The sequence below is a fragment of the Streptomyces sp. NBC_00510 genome (assembly GCA_036013505.1).
Lineage (GTDB): Bacteria > Actinomycetota > Actinomycetes > Streptomycetales > Streptomycetaceae > Actinacidiphila.
The window spans coordinates 5,563,389-5,579,499 of record CP107851.1; the positions used below are offsets into that span (position 1 = coordinate 5,563,389).

Sequence of the window (16,111 nt, forward strand, 5' to 3'; positions counted from 1 at the left end):
GCGTTGCGACAAACGCGGAATCTTCCCATTCCATGAGTGATTGGCGTACGCGCAGAGCCGTTCCGTTCGCATCCGCGATGGCCGGCGTCGCCCTGCTGGCGGGATGCGGCACGCTCCCGGGGGGGACGGGTGGCACCACGGGCCCGGTCGTCGTCATGACGTGGGCTCCGGAGAACACCAGCGCGACCAACATGCCGGGCATGCCCGGCATGGCCAAGGCCTTCGCCAAGTACGTCAACGCCCGCGGCGGCATCGCCGGCCGGGAGCTGAAGGTCATCACCTGCAACGACCACAACAGCGCTCTCGGCGTCGGGGACTGTGCCCAGCGCGCCGCCGACGAGGGCGCGGTCGCCGTCGTCGGCTCCTACAGCCAGTTCGGCGCCGCCTTCACCTCCACGCTGGAGGCCGAGGGCATCCCGTACCTCGGCGGCTACGGCATCACCCAGGACGAGTTCGAGAGCCCGCTCTCCTACCCCGTCAACGGCGGCCTGCCCGCGCTGATGGCCGGGGCCGGCCGTCAACTGGCGGGCAAGTGCGACAAGGTGAGCCTCATACGCCCCGACACCGCCGCGGGCGACCTCTTCGCACGCTTCCTCGACGCCGGCCTGCGCGACGAGGGCCGCACCAGCGCCACCGACCTGCGCGCCCCCGAGGACGCCACCGACTACAACGGGATCTCCCGGCGGGCGATCGGCAGCAACAAGCCCGGCGACTGCGTGAGCGCCGCGCTCGGCGACAAGACCGCCACCTTCTTCGACGCCTTCCGCCGGACGACCACCACCGACCCGGTCACCGGCCTGGACGACGGCCCCAAGGCGCGGATCGCCTCCGTCCTCGGCAGCGTCCAGCAGTCCACCCTGGACAGCACCGGCGGCAGCAACAGCCCGCTGGAGGGTGCCTTCGTCACCGGCTGGTACCCGCCGGCGTCCGACTCGCGCTGGGCGCTGATGCGGAACACGATCAAGAGGTACGCCTTCGGCGACAACACCATCGACCCGAACGACCCGGGCGTGCAGACCACGTGGATCGCCTACACGGCCCTCGCCGAGGTCATCGAGAAGATGGGCAAGGACCAGGCGGTCACGGCCCCGTCGCTGAAGCAGGCGCTGGACGAGGCGCACGACGTCTCCACCGACGGCCTCACGCCCCCGCTCGGCTGGCGAGAGCAGGACACGGCCTCCATCATCGACCAGCCGCGCCTGGTCAACGGCCGGATCACCTTCCAGAAGGTCGAGAAGGGCCGACTGGTCGCCGCGCGCAAGGGCTTCGTGGACGTGACGAAGACGCTGGAGAACGCCCCGGGCTGACGCGCCGGGGGTTCCACGGCGGGAGCGGAAGCGCCGACGGCCACGGCCGCCGGCGCTTCATGTCCCCCGGGGCCGGGATCCGTTCCCGGGGGTCCGTCGTCTCAGAGCTGACCGCCCTGGTGCTGCGTCAGCCCGTACTTCTTCGCGATGGGGTTCCACAGGGCCGCCGCGCGCGATTTGGCCTGTGTGGCGGTACCGCTCTGGGTGTTGCCCGCCGCGTACTGGCCGGTCGGGCGCGCCTGGCCGTGACGGCAGAGCTTCTTGCCGGCCTTGAGCTGGTCGGCCCAGGCCGCGTAGTGGTTGTCGGCGGCCGCGGAGGCCGTCCACGCCTTGTTGAGGGCGTCGGTGAGGTCCTGGTGGTTGGGGAGCTGGTCCACCGGCAGCGACTTCAGTTGCGTCATCAGGTCGTTGCGCTGCTGCGCGGCCGCCCGCAGGTCGGCGGCCGCCCCGTCCAGGTTCCGGCAGCCCTTGATGCCGGCGACCGCGTTGATCACGGAGGTCCGGTTGCTGCCGCTCGTCTTGAGCAGGGCCTCGAGTCCCTTGGCCTGCTCCTCCGCCGCGCCCTCGTCGCCTCCCCCGGAGGAGGCCGGGGACGAGGCGCTCGACGAGGCCGACGGGGACTGGGCCGCGGCGGGGTCGTCGTCCCCGCCGCTCATCAGGGCGCCAGCAAGGAGACCGGCGACGGCGCAGCCGCCGACGACGATGCCGATCAGTGCGGCCGGGGTGAGCTTGCGACGGGCCGGGGCGGGCCGGTCGTAGTCGTAGGACGGCTGCGGCGCGTAGGCGGGCTGCTGACCGTAGGCGGGCTGTGCGTAGTCCGGGGACGCCGCGTAGCCGGGCTGCTGCGGGGGCGGGCTGTCCTGGCGGTAAAGGTGCCCGAAGTCGTCGTGGGGCTGCTGTGCCGGGAGCAACCCGTCGTGACCCTGGTGACCCTGGGGGTCGTGCGGATAGCCGTAGCCGGGGGCCTGCTGCGGGGCCGGCGCGTCGTCGAAGCGCGGCAGGTGCTGGGTCGCGTCCGCGTCGGGCGGGGTGCCCGGGCGTACGCCGTACGGGGCGGCTCCGGGCATCGGGTAGGGCGGCAGCACCTGTGTGGCGTCCGCCACAGGACCGGGCTGGAACTGGGGCGCCGGGGGCTGCTGCGGCTCGTGGGCCGGCATGGGCGGCCGGGCCTGCGGGTACGGCGGGAAGAGCTGTGTCGCGTCGGTGTCCGGGAGGGACTGATGCGGAGGGCCGTACGCCTGGGGCTGCTCGCCCCACGGCTGCCCGGCCGCGGGGCCGGAACCCCACGCCGCGGTCGCTCCCGGGCCGGGTATGCCCCCGTCCGAGGGCAGCACCACGCCCTCGTGCACCTCCGGATACGCCTCGTCACCGCGTCCGCCGTGCATCACCGGTACCTCTGCCTTCACCGTCGCTACGGAATCGTCGGCTCACGCTACCGGGTCTGCTTCGGACGTCACCATGCCGCGGTGGGTCCGGCGGGATCCGGGGGGCCGCCCCGTCGCAGAACAGGGTGCCCCTACCGGTGGGTTGATGTCGTTCCTGTAACGATTCGGGGGACGGGGGCGCGCGACGCCCCCCGCCCCCGTGCCGTCACGCCGCCAGTTCCTCCTCCTCCAGGCGGGCGTCGAACTCCCGGACGGCGCTCTCCGCCGCATACGGCTGCAGGCGCAGGCGGAGGTCGTCGAGGTACTCCGCGCCGCGGGTGGTGCGCAGCGTGGCGAGCAGCTCGACGGCCTGGGCGCCGGTGTGGCAGGCCTGCTCGACCTCCCGCTGCTGGACCTGGGCCTGGGCGAGCAGGAGCAGGCCGATCGCGCGGCGGCGGGCCTTGTCCGGGGCGTGCCCGGCCAGCGCCTCCTCGGCGCGGCGGACCGCCTGCGGCGCCTGGTTGAGGTCGCGGTGGCAGTGGGCGAGCTCGTCGGCGAGGTAGGCCGGTCCGAAGTGCCGGATCCAGTCGGGGTCGTCGCCCGGTTCGGAGTGCTCCAGCGCCTCCACGGCCTGCCCCGCGACCGCGCCGCAGGCCCGTGCGTCACCCATCAGCGCGTGGCCGCGCGCCTCCGCCGCGTAGAACATGGCCTGCGCGGTGGCGGTGACCTGACCGCGGGCGCCCTCCTGGGCGGCGCGGGCGAGTTGGGCGATCTCGCGCGGGGTGCCGAGCTGCGCGGCGAGGTGGCTCATCCCCGCGGCGAGGACGTAGCCCCCGTACGCGCGGTCCCCCGCCGCCTGGGCCAGCCGCAGCGCCTGGATGTAGTAGCGCTGCGCCAGGCCGGGTTGGCCGGTGTCGACGGCCATGTAGCCGGCGAGTTCGGTCAGCCGGGCGACGGCCGAGAAGAGCTGACGGCCCGTCGCCTCCCGGTAGGAGCCGGCGAGGAGCCCGGAGACCACGCTGTTGAGGTAGTGCACCACCACGGGGCGCACATGACCGCTGCCGAAGCGGTGGTCGAGTTCGTTCAGCGCCCGGGTGGTCGCCCGCACCGCCTCGACGTCGGACATGCCGACACGCTGCCCGCCGGCGCGGGCGACCTGGGCGTCGGCCCGGGTGATCAGCCAGTCCCGGCTGGGCTCGACCAGGGCCGAGGCCGCCACGGTGGAGCCGGTGAGGAAGTCCCGGCGGCCGACGTCGCTCCGCCACAGCTCGCAGACCTGCTCGATCGCGCCGAGCACGGTGGGCGAGAAGTGCAGGCCGACACCGGTGGCCAGGTTCTTGCCGTTGGCCATGCCGATCTCGTCGATGGTGACGGTGCGGCCCAGCTTCCGGCCGATGGCCTCGGCGATGATCGCCGGTGCCCTGCCCCGCGGTTGCTGGCCGCGTAGCCAGCGGGCCACGGAGGTCTTGTCGTAACGCAGGTCGAGGCCGTGCTCCGCGCCGCACATGTTGACCCGGCGGGCCAATCCGGCGTTGGAGCAGCCTGCCTCCTGGATCAGTGCCTGCAGCCGTTCGTTCGGCTGGCGTGCGACGAGCGGTCGTGCGGCCATGGGCTCCCCCTCACAGCTGCCGCTTTCGGGACCTCAAGATCCCTTCCCGAAGATCCCTTCCCGGTACGCGCCACTCAAATTCGCCGCAAAGGACATAATTTGCGGTGGGATGCATGCCTACACACCCAAGGGTGACTACCCGGATGTCGGACCTCCCCCTACCGCGCGCCCCCACCAGTGCTCCCGTGCGCCCGCCATGAGCCGCGAGGCCGGGACGTCACCGCCCGTAACCCGCGCTGGGCAGCGCAGTTGTGAAGGTCGTGGAAGACACCGTGGAACACACCATCGCAGCCCCGCCGCGGATCGCCGGCCAACTCCTCGAAGCCGCCGTCGGGTACGCGGAGGAGCGGCACTGGGACGTGCTGCCCGGTGCCTGGCTCGTCGAGGACGCAGCCCCCGCCGGCCGCGGCGGCCCGCGCACCCCGCGCTGTTCCTGCGGCGACACCGTCTGCCCGGCGCCCGGGGCGCACCCGACCGGGCCGGGCTGGGTCGGTGAGGCGAGCGGGAGCGGAGCCACGGTACGCAGGATGTGGCTGCGGCAGCCCCACGCATCGGTCCTGCTCCCCACCGGACGCACCTTCGACGCCATCGACGTCCCGGAGGACGCCGGTTGCCTCGCGCTGGCCCGCATGGAGCGCATGGAACTGCCGCTCGGCCCGGTGCTCGGGACCCCGTCCCGCCGGATGATCTTCTTCGTACTGCCCGGAGCCGGTGCGAAGGCGCCGGACCTCCTGCGCCGGCTCGGCTGGGCGCCCTCCTCGCTCGACCTGGTGGTGCGCGGCGACGGCGACTGGGTCCCGGCCCCGCCCACGCGGCTCGGCACGGGCGGCGTCGTCCAGTGGGTGCGCCGGCCCACGGCCCTCAACCGGTGGCTGCCGGACACCGAGGAACTGATCTCCCCCCTCGCCTACGCCTGCGGACGCTAGCCGGGCCCCACCCCCGTCGGCATAGGCTGAGCGGATGCCGAATGCATCCGTCGCGCCCGCCGTACGCGTCCATGGACTGTGGAAACGCTTCGGGCAGCAGATCGCCGTCGCCGGGATCGATCTGACCCTGCCCGCCGGGCACTTCGTGGGGATCGTCGGACCCAACGGGGCGGGCAAGACCACGACCCTGTCGATGGTGACGGGGCTGCTGCGGCCCGACGACGGCCTCATCGAGGTCGGCGGCGCCGACGTCTGGCGCGACCCGGTCGCCGTGAAGTCCCGCATCGGCGTCCTGCCCGAGGGGCTGCGGCTCTTCGAGCGGCTCACCGGCCGCGAACTGCTGGCGTACACGGGCCGGCTGCGCGGCATCCCGGGCGCGGAGACCGACCGCCGGGCCGCCCAGCTGCTCGACGTCCTCGACCTGGCCGGGGCCGCCAACAAGCTCGTCGTGGACTACTCGACGGGCATGCGCAAGAAGATCGGCCTGGCCGCGGCACTGCTGCACAATCCCGAAGTGCTCTTCCTGGACGAGCCCTTCGAGGGGGTCGACCCCGTCTCCGCCCAGGTCATCCGCGGGGTGCTGGAGCGCTACACCGGCTCCGGGGCGACCGTCGTCTTCTCCTCGCACGTCATGGAGCTGGTGGAGAGCCTGTGCGACTGGGTCGCGGTGATGGCCGCCGGCCGGATCGTGGCCCAGGGCCCGCTCGCCGAGGTGCGCGGGCAGGCGCCGACGCTGCAGGACGCCTTCCTGACCCTGGTGGGCGCCCGGGACCGCGGCCCTGGGCAGGACCTGGACTGGCTCGGCGGGGTGAACGCTCCGGCGGCGCGGGGTGCCGGGCAGGGCGGGCACGGCGGGGGCGGCGCGGACGGCGGGGACGGGCCGGCCGGGGCGAGCCGGTCGTGACGGGCACCTTCGTACGGCTCAAGCTGTCGGTCCTCCGCAACGGGTTGCGGCAGTCGACGGGACGCCGGGTCGGCTGGATCATCGGCAGCCTGGTGTCCCTGCTCTACGCGCTGGGCCTGGGCGTGGGGCTGGTCGCCCTGCGCGGGAACGACTACGCGCCCTCGGCGGCCATCGGCGTCGCGGTCGTGCTCGCGGTCGGCTGGGCCGCCATGCCGTTGTTCGTCTTCGGCGGTGACGACACCCTCGACCCGACCCGGCTGGCGATGCTGCCGCTGCGGCCGCGGCCGCTGATCCGGGCGCTCCTGGTGTCCTCGCTGGTCGGCGTCGGGCCGCTGCTCACGTTCCTGGTGGTGGTCGGCGCGGCGGTGTCCGTCGTGGCGGGCGCCGCCTCGGCGGTGGCGGCGGTGATCGCCGTGCCGCTCACCGTGCTGCTGTGCGTGGCCCTGTCGCGGGCCGTCGCCGCGGCCAACACCCGGTTGCTGACCAGCCGCAAGGGACGCGACCTGGCGGTGCTCAGCGGCCTGCTGGTCGCGGTGGGCGCCCAGTTGGTCAGCCTGGGCGCCAACGCGCTCACCTCCGGACACGGCCTGGAGCGGATCGGCGCCCTCACCTCGGTGCTGCGCTGGCTGCCGCCGGCGTCGGCGCTGGACGCGGTGCGGTCGGCGGGGGAGGGCGCGTACGGGCTCGCGGTCGGCGAACTCGCCTGGGCCGGGGCCGTGCTGGGGCTGGTGCTCGTGTGGTGGTACCGCAGTCTGGACCGGCTCATGACCCGGCCGGACGCCTCCACCGTGCAGGCGGGCCCGTCGAAGGTCCGGGAGACCCGGTTCAGGCTGCTCCCCGAGGGGCGCACCGGCACCGTCATGGAGCGCCAGTTCCGCTACGCCTGGCGCGATCCGCGGACCAAGGCCGCCTGGGCCACCGCCCTGGCCCTGGGGCTGCTGCTGCCGCTCGTCTCGGCGGTCCAGCACGGCAGCGTCTACACCGCCTGCTGGGCGGCCGCACTGCTCGGGCTGCAGATGTACAACCAGTTCGGCATGGACGGCTCCGCCTTCTGGACGGTCGCCGCGACCGTCTCCTCCCGCACGGACGCGTACGCGGAACTGCGCGGGCGGGCCCTGGCGATCGCGGTGGTGGGCGTCCCGTACGTGGCCGTCGTGACCATCGGCGCGGCCTTCCTGCTGGGGCGGGCCGACGCGGCGGCCGAGACGCTCGGGCTCTCCTTCGCGCTGCTGGGGGCGTTGATCGCCACCGGCGCCTGGGCGAGTGTGCGCTTCCCCTACTCCATGCCGCAGGAGAACCGCTTCGGCAGCGCCGCCGCGCCGGGCCAGGGGAGCCTGGCCTGGCTCAGCCTCGTCGGGGGCGCGGTGACGGGCGCGGTGATCACGCTTCCCGTGCTCGGCGTACTGATCTGGCTCCACGTCTCGGGACGGCACGGCGCGCTGTGGCTCGTCCTGCCGCTGGGCTGCCTCTACGGGGCCGGGTTCGCGGTGCTGGGGGTCCGCACGGCGGCGCCCCGCCTGCTGGGCCGCCTGCCGGAGGTGCTGACGGCGGTGAGCAAGGGGTAGCCGCCGCCCCGCAGGTTCCGTGCGGCCCCCGGTCGCGGGCCCCCAGGCGACACGGCCTAGAGGCGTGACAACGATGCCGTGGCGTGCAGGACGTCCCGGATCGCCGCGTGGTCCCCGTCGCGCCCGGCGGCGACGCGGCTGGGCGCGATGTGGCCCGCGGCCAGCTGGCAGAAGTCGAGCTGGTCGACGGCGATCTCGGCGACCACCGTCTCCGGGGTGCCGATCGCGCCGGGCGAGTCCAGGGAGATGTACCAGTGGCCGCCGCCGGAGCCCTCGACGTGGAGGTCGAGGGTACGGCCCGGCGCACCGGCCCGTACGAGACGGGCGGCGGACTCGGCGCGCCCCGCCTGGCGGAGCGCGGCCAGGGCGGTGGGCAGCATCCGGGCCGCGAGGTCGATCATGCGGTTGAGGTGCGGCGCCGCCGGCGGCCCGTACTCGGGGTAGTCCAGGGCCTGCGCGATGTCCTCGGCGTGGATCCAGCACTCGAAGGCGCGGTCGATCAGGGCGTCGCGCATCGGCACGACGGCGTCGGTGAAGTCCACGGGCAGCCCGCCGGTCGCGGAGCCGGCGAAGGACAGCGTCCGCACGATGTCCCGGGTCTGGGTGCGCCACTTGTTGCGGACGAAGGCGTGCGTGTGGCGACGGCAGCGCTCCCCGGCGAGTTCGGTGCGCTCCAGGCGTGTGCGCGGCGCGCCGGGGCCGAGCGGGTCGTCGAGGCCGAGCGCGGTGGCCACGACCCCGTCCACCGACCCGAGATGGGCGAGGACGCCGCAGAGCGTCAGCTCGCGCGACCCGCCCGCCCAGACCAGCTTGACGGGCATGTCCCACTCGGGTTCGCCGAGGTCGGCGAGGAGCGCGTCGAGGCGCGCGGTCTCGGCGTCGTACGGCGCGGCCCACCCGGGGACGGGGATACGGGCCGGGCGGCGGCCCAGGCAGCCCTCCAGGACGCGGGCGCGCAGCAGCGGATCGAGGTCGAGGGACTCCTCCTGGTGCAGCAGGCCCACCGCGCGGCGCAGCCGCACCGCCTCCTCGGCGCAGGGCGCGCAGCCGGTGAGGTGGACCTCGACGGCGCCGGCCTCGTCACGGGAGCAGGCCGACAGTGCCCATGCGCCCAGCAGGGAGCGCAGCACCCGGTGGTCGTACTCCGGGGGTCCGGGCCGCACGGGCTCCTTCGCCTGTTCTCGCTCCGGCTCGGGCGCCGTCTTCGCCGCGTCGCGCGCGGGCGCGTCCGGCGAGGACGGGGGCGCGGCAGGCACGGCCTCGGGCAGCGGGCCGTCCTCGGCGGCGCCGCGGGGCATCGGCACACGGGGCAGGTTGGTCCCGGGCGGAGGAGTCTCGCCGTTCTCGGCCGGTCCGTTCACAGGGACCTTCCCTGGGGCGAGGAGTCCTGCGCGGCGGTGGACAGCAGTTGCAGCCCGAGCCGGAGGCGGCGGCGCGCCTCGTCCTCGGTGACCCCGAGGTCGGCGGCGGCCTCGCGGTAGTCCATGCGGCGGCGGTAGGCGAGGTCGAGGGCCAGGCGCAGGGGTTCGGGCATGGAGGTCACGATGTAGTCGGCGCGGGCGGCCGTCGATGCCTCGCGGACCCTGGCCTCGACCTGCTCCGGGGTGCCGGCGCCGCGGGTCTCCGACTGGCGCAGCCGGTGGACGGCCTGGCGCTGGGTGAGGCCGGCGACCCAGGAGCGCAGCGAACCCTGCTTGGGGTCGTAGGCGTCCGGGTTCTCCCAGATGTAGCCGAAGACCTCACGGGTGATCTGGGCGGCGGCCTCCTCGTCGTCCATGACGCGGTGGGCGAGGCTGTGCACGAGGGAGGCGTAGCGGTCGTACAGCTCGCCGAGCGCGGCCTCCTCCCCGCGAGCGAGCCGCTGTTGCATCTTGCGGTCCCAGCGGGGTGGTGCGGATGCCGCCATCGCGTCTCCCCCTTTGTCACCGTCGTCCTACTACGGTCGCACTGCCTCGGATCGAATGTATCCGCCGATTGCTGCCACGTACGACGCCTTGAGGCAAGCTTCTGCCATAACTGATCGATTCTGGTAATGCGTTATCCGGGTGTGACCGGAAGATTGCGGGGAAGCGGCTCAGTCGGGGCATAGGGTCTGTACGACCGCTGCCAGGAGAAGGGCCAGACAGTGGCATTGCAGGTGGTGCAGGACGAACGGGACGGTTGGGTGGTCCTGACCGTTTCGGGGGAAATGGATCTCGTGACCGCGCCGGTGGTGCGTCAGCACGTGCACGACGCGGTGGCCGACGGGCGCCACAGTGTGGTGCTGGACCTGGCCGGGGTCCACTTCTGCGACTCCAGCGGTGTGGGTGTGCTGATCGCCGCCCGGCGGCTGATGCGGTCCTGCGCCGGGCAACTGCGGCTGATCCTCCCGCGTAACAGCCCCTCCGACGGTGTCGCGCACGTCAACCGGGTGCTGGCCGCGCTCGGTGTGCGCCGGCTCTTCGAGGTCTTCCCCGATCTCGAGGCCGCCACCGACGACGCGGCCCGGCCGCTGTCGGCCTAGGCCGTCCTTCGGCGCCGCCCAGCGGCGCGGGCCCGTCAAGTGCCGTGTGAGCACTCTCACATCCTGTGTCCGCTTCGTCCATGAGGGGCCTGTGGAGGCCTGATTGTGGCCTGTCGGGCGAAATCTGCGGAGGATGCACCTTTCGCCGGACCTCCGCCCGGGTTACCTTCGTGCGCAGAACACGTGTTCAAGGTTCTGTCCGGCGGGTGGGGGCGTTCGTACGGAGGTCTCCACTGCCCATGCTCGATCTCGCGGGTTCTTGGGACCACCTCTCGTGGTCCTTGCGTCATGTGCACTGGTACGGAGTGGCCGTCGGTTCCCTCCTCGCCGTCAAACTGCTGCTCTCCATCCGCCGGCGCCGCCGTCCTGAGCTCGCGTTCGACAAGCCGGTGACCCGGCTGCGCATCCACGGCGTGATCACGGTCTACAACGAGGCCCCGGCGATGCTGCGCGGCTGCCTGGAGTCGGTCCTCGCGCAGACCCTGCTGCCGCACTCCCTCACCCTGGTCGACGACTGCTCCCAGGACCACTCGGCGCGAGCCCTGGTCGAGGAGATGCGCCCGCAGTTCCAGCGCGCGGGGGTCCGCCTGGACTTCGTCCGCTTCCCCGACAACCGCGGCAAGCGCCACGGCCTCGCCGCGGGCTTCCGGCAGGAGCCGCTCGCGGACGTGTACCTGTGCATCGACTCCGACACGCTGCTCGACCGGCACGCCGTCGCGGAGCTCGCCCGGCCCTTCGCCAAGCGCCGGGTCCAGTGCGTCACCGGGCTGGTGCTCGCCCACAACCGCGGCACCAACCTCCTGACCCGCCTCATCGACATGCGCTACGTCAACGCCTTCCTCGGCGAGCGGGTCGCCTACTCCCGCCTCGGCTCGGTGCTCTGCGCCTGCGGGTCGCTGGCCATGTACCGCGGGTGGGTCGTCCGCAAGCACCTCGGCGACTTCCTCGACCAGCGGTTCCTCGGCCGTCCGGCGACCTTCGGAGACGACCGGCGCCTGACGTACTACTGCCTCACCGAGGGGCTCTCCCTGATCCAGCCGTCGGCCGTCGGCTACACCGACGTCCCCGAGCGCCTCGGCCACTACGTGCGCCAGCAGATCCGCTGGGGCAAGTCGTTCATCCGTGAGGGCTTCCTGCTCCTCGCCAAGTTCCGGCTGCACCGCATGTACTGGTGGCTGAACCTCGTCGAGCTGGTCACCTGGGTCGCCTTCACCGCGGGGCTGCTCGCGGCGCTCGTCGCGGTCCTGATGCACCCGCAGGGCTGGACGCTGCTGGCCGGCTACCTCGCCTACATGTGCGTCATGGCCTGGGTCCGGTCCGTCCACTACCTGCGCGGCGCCGCGCAGGTCAGGATCGTCGACCGGGTGCTGACGTTCCTCGCCGCCCCGCTGTACGCCCTGCTCAACATCGGGTTGCTGCTGCCGCTGCGGCTGTGGTCCCTGGCGACGCTGCGGCGCACCAACTGGGGCACCCGGGCCCGGATCGAGGTCGGCGGTGCCCACGACGACATCGCCTTCCAGCCCCATCCGCAGCCCCACCTCCCGCGCCAGCGCCGGGAGACGGCCGGGGACCCGTGGGACCCGTCCGCGCACACCGAGACGGCCCCGCCGGCGGTCGGCGCCGTCGTGCCCGTGCGCGACGCGGCCTCGTAGGCGGCGCCTGCGTTCCGCCGCCGGTCCGACCGGATCCCGCCGACCGCATGGCGTGCCCTCGGCATCGCCCCTCCACCGCGCTAGGAGCTTCCGTGGGTTCTGCCCGTCCCTCCGTCCGCCCCTCCGTCCGGTCCGACCGGCTCGTACCCTCGGGGCGCGGGAAGCGGCGCCACCCGGTGTGGAGGGCGGCCGGGTACCTGCTGCTGGCGGTCGCCGTCGGCGCGGGCGTCACGGCGCTGTACCCCGTGTGGCGCGAGGCACAACGGCCGCCCCCGGAGCTCACCGTCCGCTACAAGGCGGGCACGCCGGCGTCCGCCGCCACGGCCCGGCCGTGGCTGGAGGTCGTCAACACCTCTGACCACCCGGTGCGTCTGGCCGACGTGGCGGTCCGGTACTGGTTCACGCAGGACGGCGGCTCCCCGTACGCGTTCAACTGCGTCCAGGCCTCGGTGGGCTGCCCGAACGTCGACGGGAGGACCGTCGCCATGGACCGTCCGGCCCCGGCCGCCGACCACTACCTCGAGATCACCTTCACGAAGGCCGCGGGCACCCTGGCCCCCGGCGCGAAGAGCGGGGCCATCGGGGTGCAGCTGTACCGGCCCGGCGGGAAGGTGGACCAGCGCGACGACCGGTCGTTCAGCCCCGCCCACGACACCTTCCAGGCGTCGAAGCTGGTGACCGGCTACCTGGACGGCAGGCACGTCTGGGGCGACGAGCCCGGCGGTGACGTCACCACGTCCCCCCAGGGACCGGCCGCAGCCGCGGCACGGCCCGCACCGCCCTCCGGGATCGTCTTCGACGACTTCCGGTACAGCGGCCCCCGGGACCCGGCGCTGCGTGCCCACGGCTGGCTGGTCCGCACCAGCGGGGGCGGCCCCGGCATCCACGACACGTGGTCGGCGGGAGGCGTCAGCTTCCCCGCGGACGAGGACGCGCTGGGCGGCCAGGTCCTGCAGCTGCGCGCCGCCACCGACGGGACGAAGCGCGGCACCACCCAGGCCGAGGTGCACACCACCGGCACGGAATTCCTGACCGGGACCTTCGCCGCCCGGATCCACTTCACGGACGAACCGGCGAGCGGCCGCAACGGCGACCACATCAACGAGACCTTCTACATGATCTCGCCCCACCACCACGCCGAGTACAGCGAGCTCGACAACGAGTACCAGCCGAACGGGGGCTGGGGCGCCCCCGGCCCGAGGCTCGACACGACGACCTGGCGCAGCGCGAGGGAGGGGGACCGGGTCACCCGGGCCACGACGTCCAGCCTCAAGGGGTGGCACACGCTGGTCACCACGGCCGCGCACGGCGTGGTGACCTACAGCCTCGACGGGCACGAGCTGTTCCGGACCGAGGGCAAGTACTACCCGACCCAGAACATGTCCGTGAACTTCAACGCGTGGTTCGTGGACCTGCCGTTCGCGGGGAAGCGCACCTGGGACATGAAGGTCGACTGGTTCTACCACAACGCCAGGAAGGCCCAGTCCCTGACGGAGGTGGAGAAGACGGTCGACGGCCTCGCCGCGGGCGGCACCGGCTACGTGAACACGGTCCGCAAGCCCTGAGCCGGCACGGCGGCGAGGCCGGACCGGGTCAGGAGTCGGCCGGAGCCGGGCCCAGCGTGGTGGTGCCGATCGCCGCGCGGTGGCCCAGGCCCGTCCGGTAGGCGTCCAGCGCGGCCTCCACCCGGCCGGACCGGCGCAGCAGGTCGCCCAGCAGCCGGCAGATGTCCGCCAGGTCCCCGGCGGCTCCCGCGCGTTCCAGCAGCGCCAGGGCGGACACGTAGTGCTCCTCCGCGGCCTCCGGGTCACCGCGCTCCTCCGCCAGCAGCCCGAGCAGCCGGTGCGCCCCGCCGGCGTGGACGGCGCCGCGCCACGGGCCCAGCTCGTCCAGCAGCCGGGTCAGCAGCTCCTCGGCCTCGGCGGGCTTGCCGCGCCGCCGGAGCACGTCGGCGAGCTCCACCTCGACCTGCACCGTGAACAGCACGGACCGGCCAGCGGACAGCATGTCGCGGGCGGTGCGCAGCTCGCGCTCGGCCTGCTCCAGGTCGCCGTCCTGGGAGTGGACGTAGCCGCGCATCCAGTGGCAGTGGGCCAGGTCCGTGTGCAGCTCCAGCCGCTGGAACAGCTCCTGCGCCTTCGCCAGGGAGGCCTCGGCCTCGCCGGTACGTCCCGCGACGATCAGGGTGCGGGCGATGCTGCGGTGCATCTGGGCGACCAGGGCCGGATCGCCGGCCCCGGGGGCGAGGTTGAGCGCCTGCTCGGCGGCGTGGGCGGCCCGGGCGTAGGCGCCCAGGTCGGTGTACGGCCCGATGGCCGCGATGTGCAGCATCAGCAAGGCGTCGGGGTCGGGCCGGGCGCCGTCCGACACGGTCTGCCGTTCGAGCCGGGTGATGCCCTCCTCCAGCAGGTGGGAGGCGTACCGCACCTCGCCCGCCAGCAGGTGGGACACGGCCCGGCCGCGCAGCGCCGCGGCGCGCCGGGCGTCGGGGGCCGCGGGGTCCGCGTCGAGCAGCCGCTCGGCGGTCTCGAAGTGGAGCCGGGCCTGGGTGAGTTCGCCCGCGTCCAGGGCGGCGTCTCCCAGCCGGAGCAGTTCGAGGGGATCCTGCGGGCCGTCCTGCGGGCCGCTTTCCGGACCTGTGCCGGGACCTTCGTCCAGGCCGTCCCGCACCCGGTCCTGGCCGTCCTGTGTGCCCACCGTGAACCTTCCCCTTTGGAACTCTTGCGGAGGAGGGTACGCGGCTTTGCGCCGGACGTGCCTCACGCTTTCGTAAAGCGCTCCCTGAGCTTGTACTTGAGGACCTTGCGCAGGGTCTCGTTCCGGGGCAGCACGTCCACCACCTCGAGCTGTTCGGGCAGTTTGTGGACGGCCAGGCCCGCCTCGCGGAGGAAGGCCGTGACCTCGGCGAGGGTGAGCGGTCCGGCGTCCGGCGGCTGCTCGACGACGGCGCAGACACGTTCCCCGCGCTCGGGGTCGGGCAGGCCGATCACGGCGGCGTCGGCGATCCCGGGGTGGGCGTAGAGGAGTTCCTCGATCTCCTTGGCTGAGACGTTCTCACCCTTACGGATGATGATGTCCTTGAGGCGCCCGGTGAGGACCAGGTAGCCGTCCGGGGTGAGCCTGCCGACGTCCCCGGTACGCAGGAAGCCGTCGGCGTCGAAGGCCTGCTTGGTCAGTTCCGGGTCGGTGTACCCCTGGCAGACGGCCTCACCGCGCAGCAGCACCTCGCCGTCGTCGGCGATGCGTATCTCCATGGAGGCGGGCGGGCGGCCCTCGGTGGTGGCGAGCCGGTCGACGGGGTCGCGCGGCGAGCCCATGGTGATCATGGGGGCCTCGGTCATGCCGTAACCGTGCGCGAGTGCGCAGCCGAGGTCGCGGACCACCTCGTGGTAGAGCTCGGGCGGCTTGGGGGCGCCGCCGCCGGACAGCAGGCGCAGGGTGGGGATGATCCTGCTCCCCGCGGGCTGCTTGCGCTGCTCGGTGAGGAAGAGGGAGTAGAAGGCGGTGCTGCCGCCCGCCATGGTGACCCCGTGCCTGCGGTAGGCCTCCAGGGACCCTGGGAGCGAGAAGTGCTCCAGCAGCAGGGCCGGGAAGCCGCACAGGAGCAGCATGACCAGGTAGTCGGGGCCGCCGATGTGTGCGTACGGGAAGGCGACGGAGCCGACGTCGTCCGGGCCGAGCTCCAGGGCGAGGGCGAGGCAGGAGCCGCCGGCGATGAGGCTGCGGTCGGTGTGCAGCACGCCCTTGGGCTCGGAGGTGGTGCCGGAGGTCCAGTAGATCCAGCGGACCTGCGTGCCGTCGGAGGGCGGGGCGGGGAGGGAGTCCGGGTCGCCCTCCGGCAGGCAGTCGTAGGCCTCCAGGACGTCGTGCGCGCCGAGGCGGCGCGCCATCGCGGTGTGGTCGAAGCCGCGCCATACGCCGGGGACGGCGAAGAGGGCGGGGCCGGTCTGGCGCAGGATGTGGCCGACCTCGCGGTCGCGGTAGAAGGGCATGACCGGGGTCTGCACGGTACCCAGCCGGGCGAGGGCCGCCGACAGGACCACGGTCTCGATCCGGGTCGGCAGCTGCCAGGCCACCGCGGTGCCGGGCCGGATGCCGCGGGCCTGCAGCCCGGCGGCGACCCGTTCGGCGCGGTCGTGCAGCTGCCCGAAGGTCAGCCGGCGGTCGTCGGCGTCGAGCAGCGCCGGGGCGTCGGGGGTCAGGGCGGCCCGCCCCGCGATGAGCGCCCAGAGGGTCGGCGAGTCGCCCAGGCTTCGCATCTCTTCTCCTCCCGATCAGTGA

At 73.5% G+C, this 16,111-nt stretch carries 13 protein-coding genes; 7 read left to right on the top strand and 6 right to left on the bottom strand.

The genetic code is table 11. The annotated features are described in order from the left end of the window. Positions 1-32 precede the first annotated feature (32 nt). Positions 33-1,307: an ABC transporter substrate-binding protein gene (locus tag OG937_25160; protein WUD74745.1), complete on the top strand. Its 1,275-nt coding sequence runs from the start codon at positions 33-35 to the stop codon at positions 1,305-1,307. A gap of 101 nt (positions 1,308-1,408) precedes the next feature. On the opposite strand, the gene OG937_25165 is transcribed toward OG937_25160, so the two are convergent. Both OG937_25165 and OG937_25170 read right to left on the bottom strand, forming a co-directional pair. Then, a complete protein-coding gene (locus OG937_25165) occupies positions 1,409-2,713 on the bottom strand; it encodes a hypothetical protein (protein ID WUD74746.1) in 1,305 nt (434 codons plus the stop codon). A 184-nt stretch (positions 2,714-2,897) separates the two neighbouring features. After that, positions 2,898-4,280, bottom strand: coding sequence for a transcriptional regulator (locus tag OG937_25170; protein WUD74747.1), 1,383 nt, complete (start codon positions 4,278-4,280; stop codon positions 2,898-2,900). Between the two features lie 251 nt (positions 4,281-4,531). Between OG937_25170 and OG937_25175 the strand changes: the two genes are divergently transcribed. Genes OG937_25175 through OG937_25185 form a run of 3 tightly spaced genes read left to right on the top strand, consistent with a single transcriptional unit; the run spans position 4,532 to position 7,675 of the window. Next, the gene (locus tag OG937_25175; protein WUD74748.1) at positions 4,532-5,206 is read left to right on the top strand and encodes a bifunctional DNA primase/polymerase; all 675 of its coding nucleotides are present in this window, start codon (positions 4,532-4,534) and stop codon (positions 5,204-5,206) included. A gap of 34 nt (positions 5,207-5,240) precedes the next feature. Further along, positions 5,241-6,110, top strand: a complete 870-nt coding sequence (locus tag OG937_25180) for an ABC transporter ATP-binding protein (protein ID WUD74749.1) — start codon at positions 5,241-5,243, stop codon at positions 6,108-6,110. After that, positions 6,107-7,675 carry a transporter gene (locus OG937_25185; GenBank protein WUD74750.1) on the top strand — a complete coding sequence of 523 codons (1,569 nt, stop codon included), beginning with the start codon at positions 6,107-6,109 and terminating at the stop codon, positions 7,673-7,675. Before OG937_25180 ends, OG937_25185 begins: the two co-directional genes overlap by 4 nt. Before the next feature lie 56 nt (positions 7,676-7,731). Here OG937_25185 and OG937_25190 read toward each other — a convergent pair whose 3' ends face one another. Then, positions 7,732-9,036 carry an MDMPI N domain containing protein gene (locus tag OG937_25190; protein WUD74751.1) on the bottom strand — a complete coding sequence of 435 codons (1,305 nt, stop codon included), beginning with the start codon at positions 9,034-9,036 and terminating at the stop codon, positions 7,732-7,734. Then, positions 9,033-9,581 (bottom strand): sigma-70 family RNA polymerase sigma factor, encoded by a 549-nt coding sequence (locus OG937_25195; GenBank protein WUD74752.1) that lies wholly within the window; start codon positions 9,579-9,581, stop codon positions 9,033-9,035. The genes OG937_25190 and OG937_25195 overlap by 4 nt, the downstream gene beginning before the upstream one ends. A 219-nt stretch (positions 9,582-9,800) precedes the next feature. Here OG937_25195 and OG937_25200 point away from each other — a divergent pair, with 219 nt between their 5' ends. The 3 genes from OG937_25200 to OG937_25210 all read left to right on the top strand — a co-directional run bounded on the left by OG937_25200 (position 9,801) and on the right by OG937_25210 (position 13,395). Continuing rightward, positions 9,801-10,178, top strand: a complete 378-nt coding sequence (locus OG937_25200) for an STAS domain-containing protein (GenBank protein ID WUD74753.1) — start codon at positions 9,801-9,803, stop codon at positions 10,176-10,178. 239 nt (positions 10,179-10,417) lie between these two features. After that, the gene (locus OG937_25205) at positions 10,418-11,830 is read left to right on the top strand and encodes a glycosyltransferase family 2 protein (protein WUD74754.1); all 1,413 of its coding nucleotides are present in this window, start codon (positions 10,418-10,420) and stop codon (positions 11,828-11,830) included. A 92-nt stretch (positions 11,831-11,922) separates the two neighbouring features. Then, on the top strand, positions 11,923-13,395 hold the full coding sequence (locus tag OG937_25210; GenBank protein WUD74755.1) for a hydrolase: 1,473 nt from the start codon (positions 11,923-11,925) through the stop codon (positions 13,393-13,395). Positions 13,396-13,423: 28 nt separating this feature from the next. On the opposite strand, the gene OG937_25215 is transcribed toward OG937_25210, so the two are convergent. Further along, the gene (locus tag OG937_25215) at positions 13,424-14,527 is read right to left on the bottom strand and encodes a tetratricopeptide repeat protein (protein ID WUD74756.1); all 1,104 of its coding nucleotides are present in this window, start codon (positions 14,525-14,527) and stop codon (positions 13,424-13,426) included. A gap of 62 nt (positions 14,528-14,589) precedes the next feature. Continuing rightward, the gene (locus OG937_25220; GenBank protein ID WUD74757.1) at positions 14,590-16,089 is read right to left on the bottom strand and encodes an AMP-binding protein; all 1,500 of its coding nucleotides are present in this window, start codon (positions 16,087-16,089) and stop codon (positions 14,590-14,592) included. Between the last annotated feature and the right edge of the window lie 22 nt (positions 16,090-16,111).

Bases quoted from the DNA above. Each gene is read 5' to 3' on its own strand.
- OG937_25205 (WUD74754.1), top strand. From the start codon at position 10,418: ATGCTCGATCTCGCGGGTTCTTGGGACCACCTCTCGTGGTCCTTGCGT.
- OG937_25170 (WUD74747.1), bottom strand. From the start codon at position 4,280: ATGGCCGCACGACCGCTCGTCGCACGCCAGCCGAACGAACGGCTGCAG.
- OG937_25180 (WUD74749.1), top strand. From the start codon at position 5,241: ATGCCGAATGCATCCGTCGCGCCCGCCGTACGCGTCCATGGACTGTGG.
- OG937_25160 (WUD74745.1), top strand. From the start codon at position 33: ATGAGTGATTGGCGTACGCGCAGAGCCGTTCCGTTCGCATCCGCGATG.
- OG937_25220 (WUD74757.1), bottom strand. From the start codon at position 16,089: ATGCGAAGCCTGGGCGACTCGCCGACCCTCTGGGCGCTCATCGCGGGG.
- OG937_25195 (WUD74752.1), bottom strand. From the start codon at position 9,581: ATGGCGGCATCCGCACCACCCCGCTGGGACCGCAAGATGCAACAGCGG.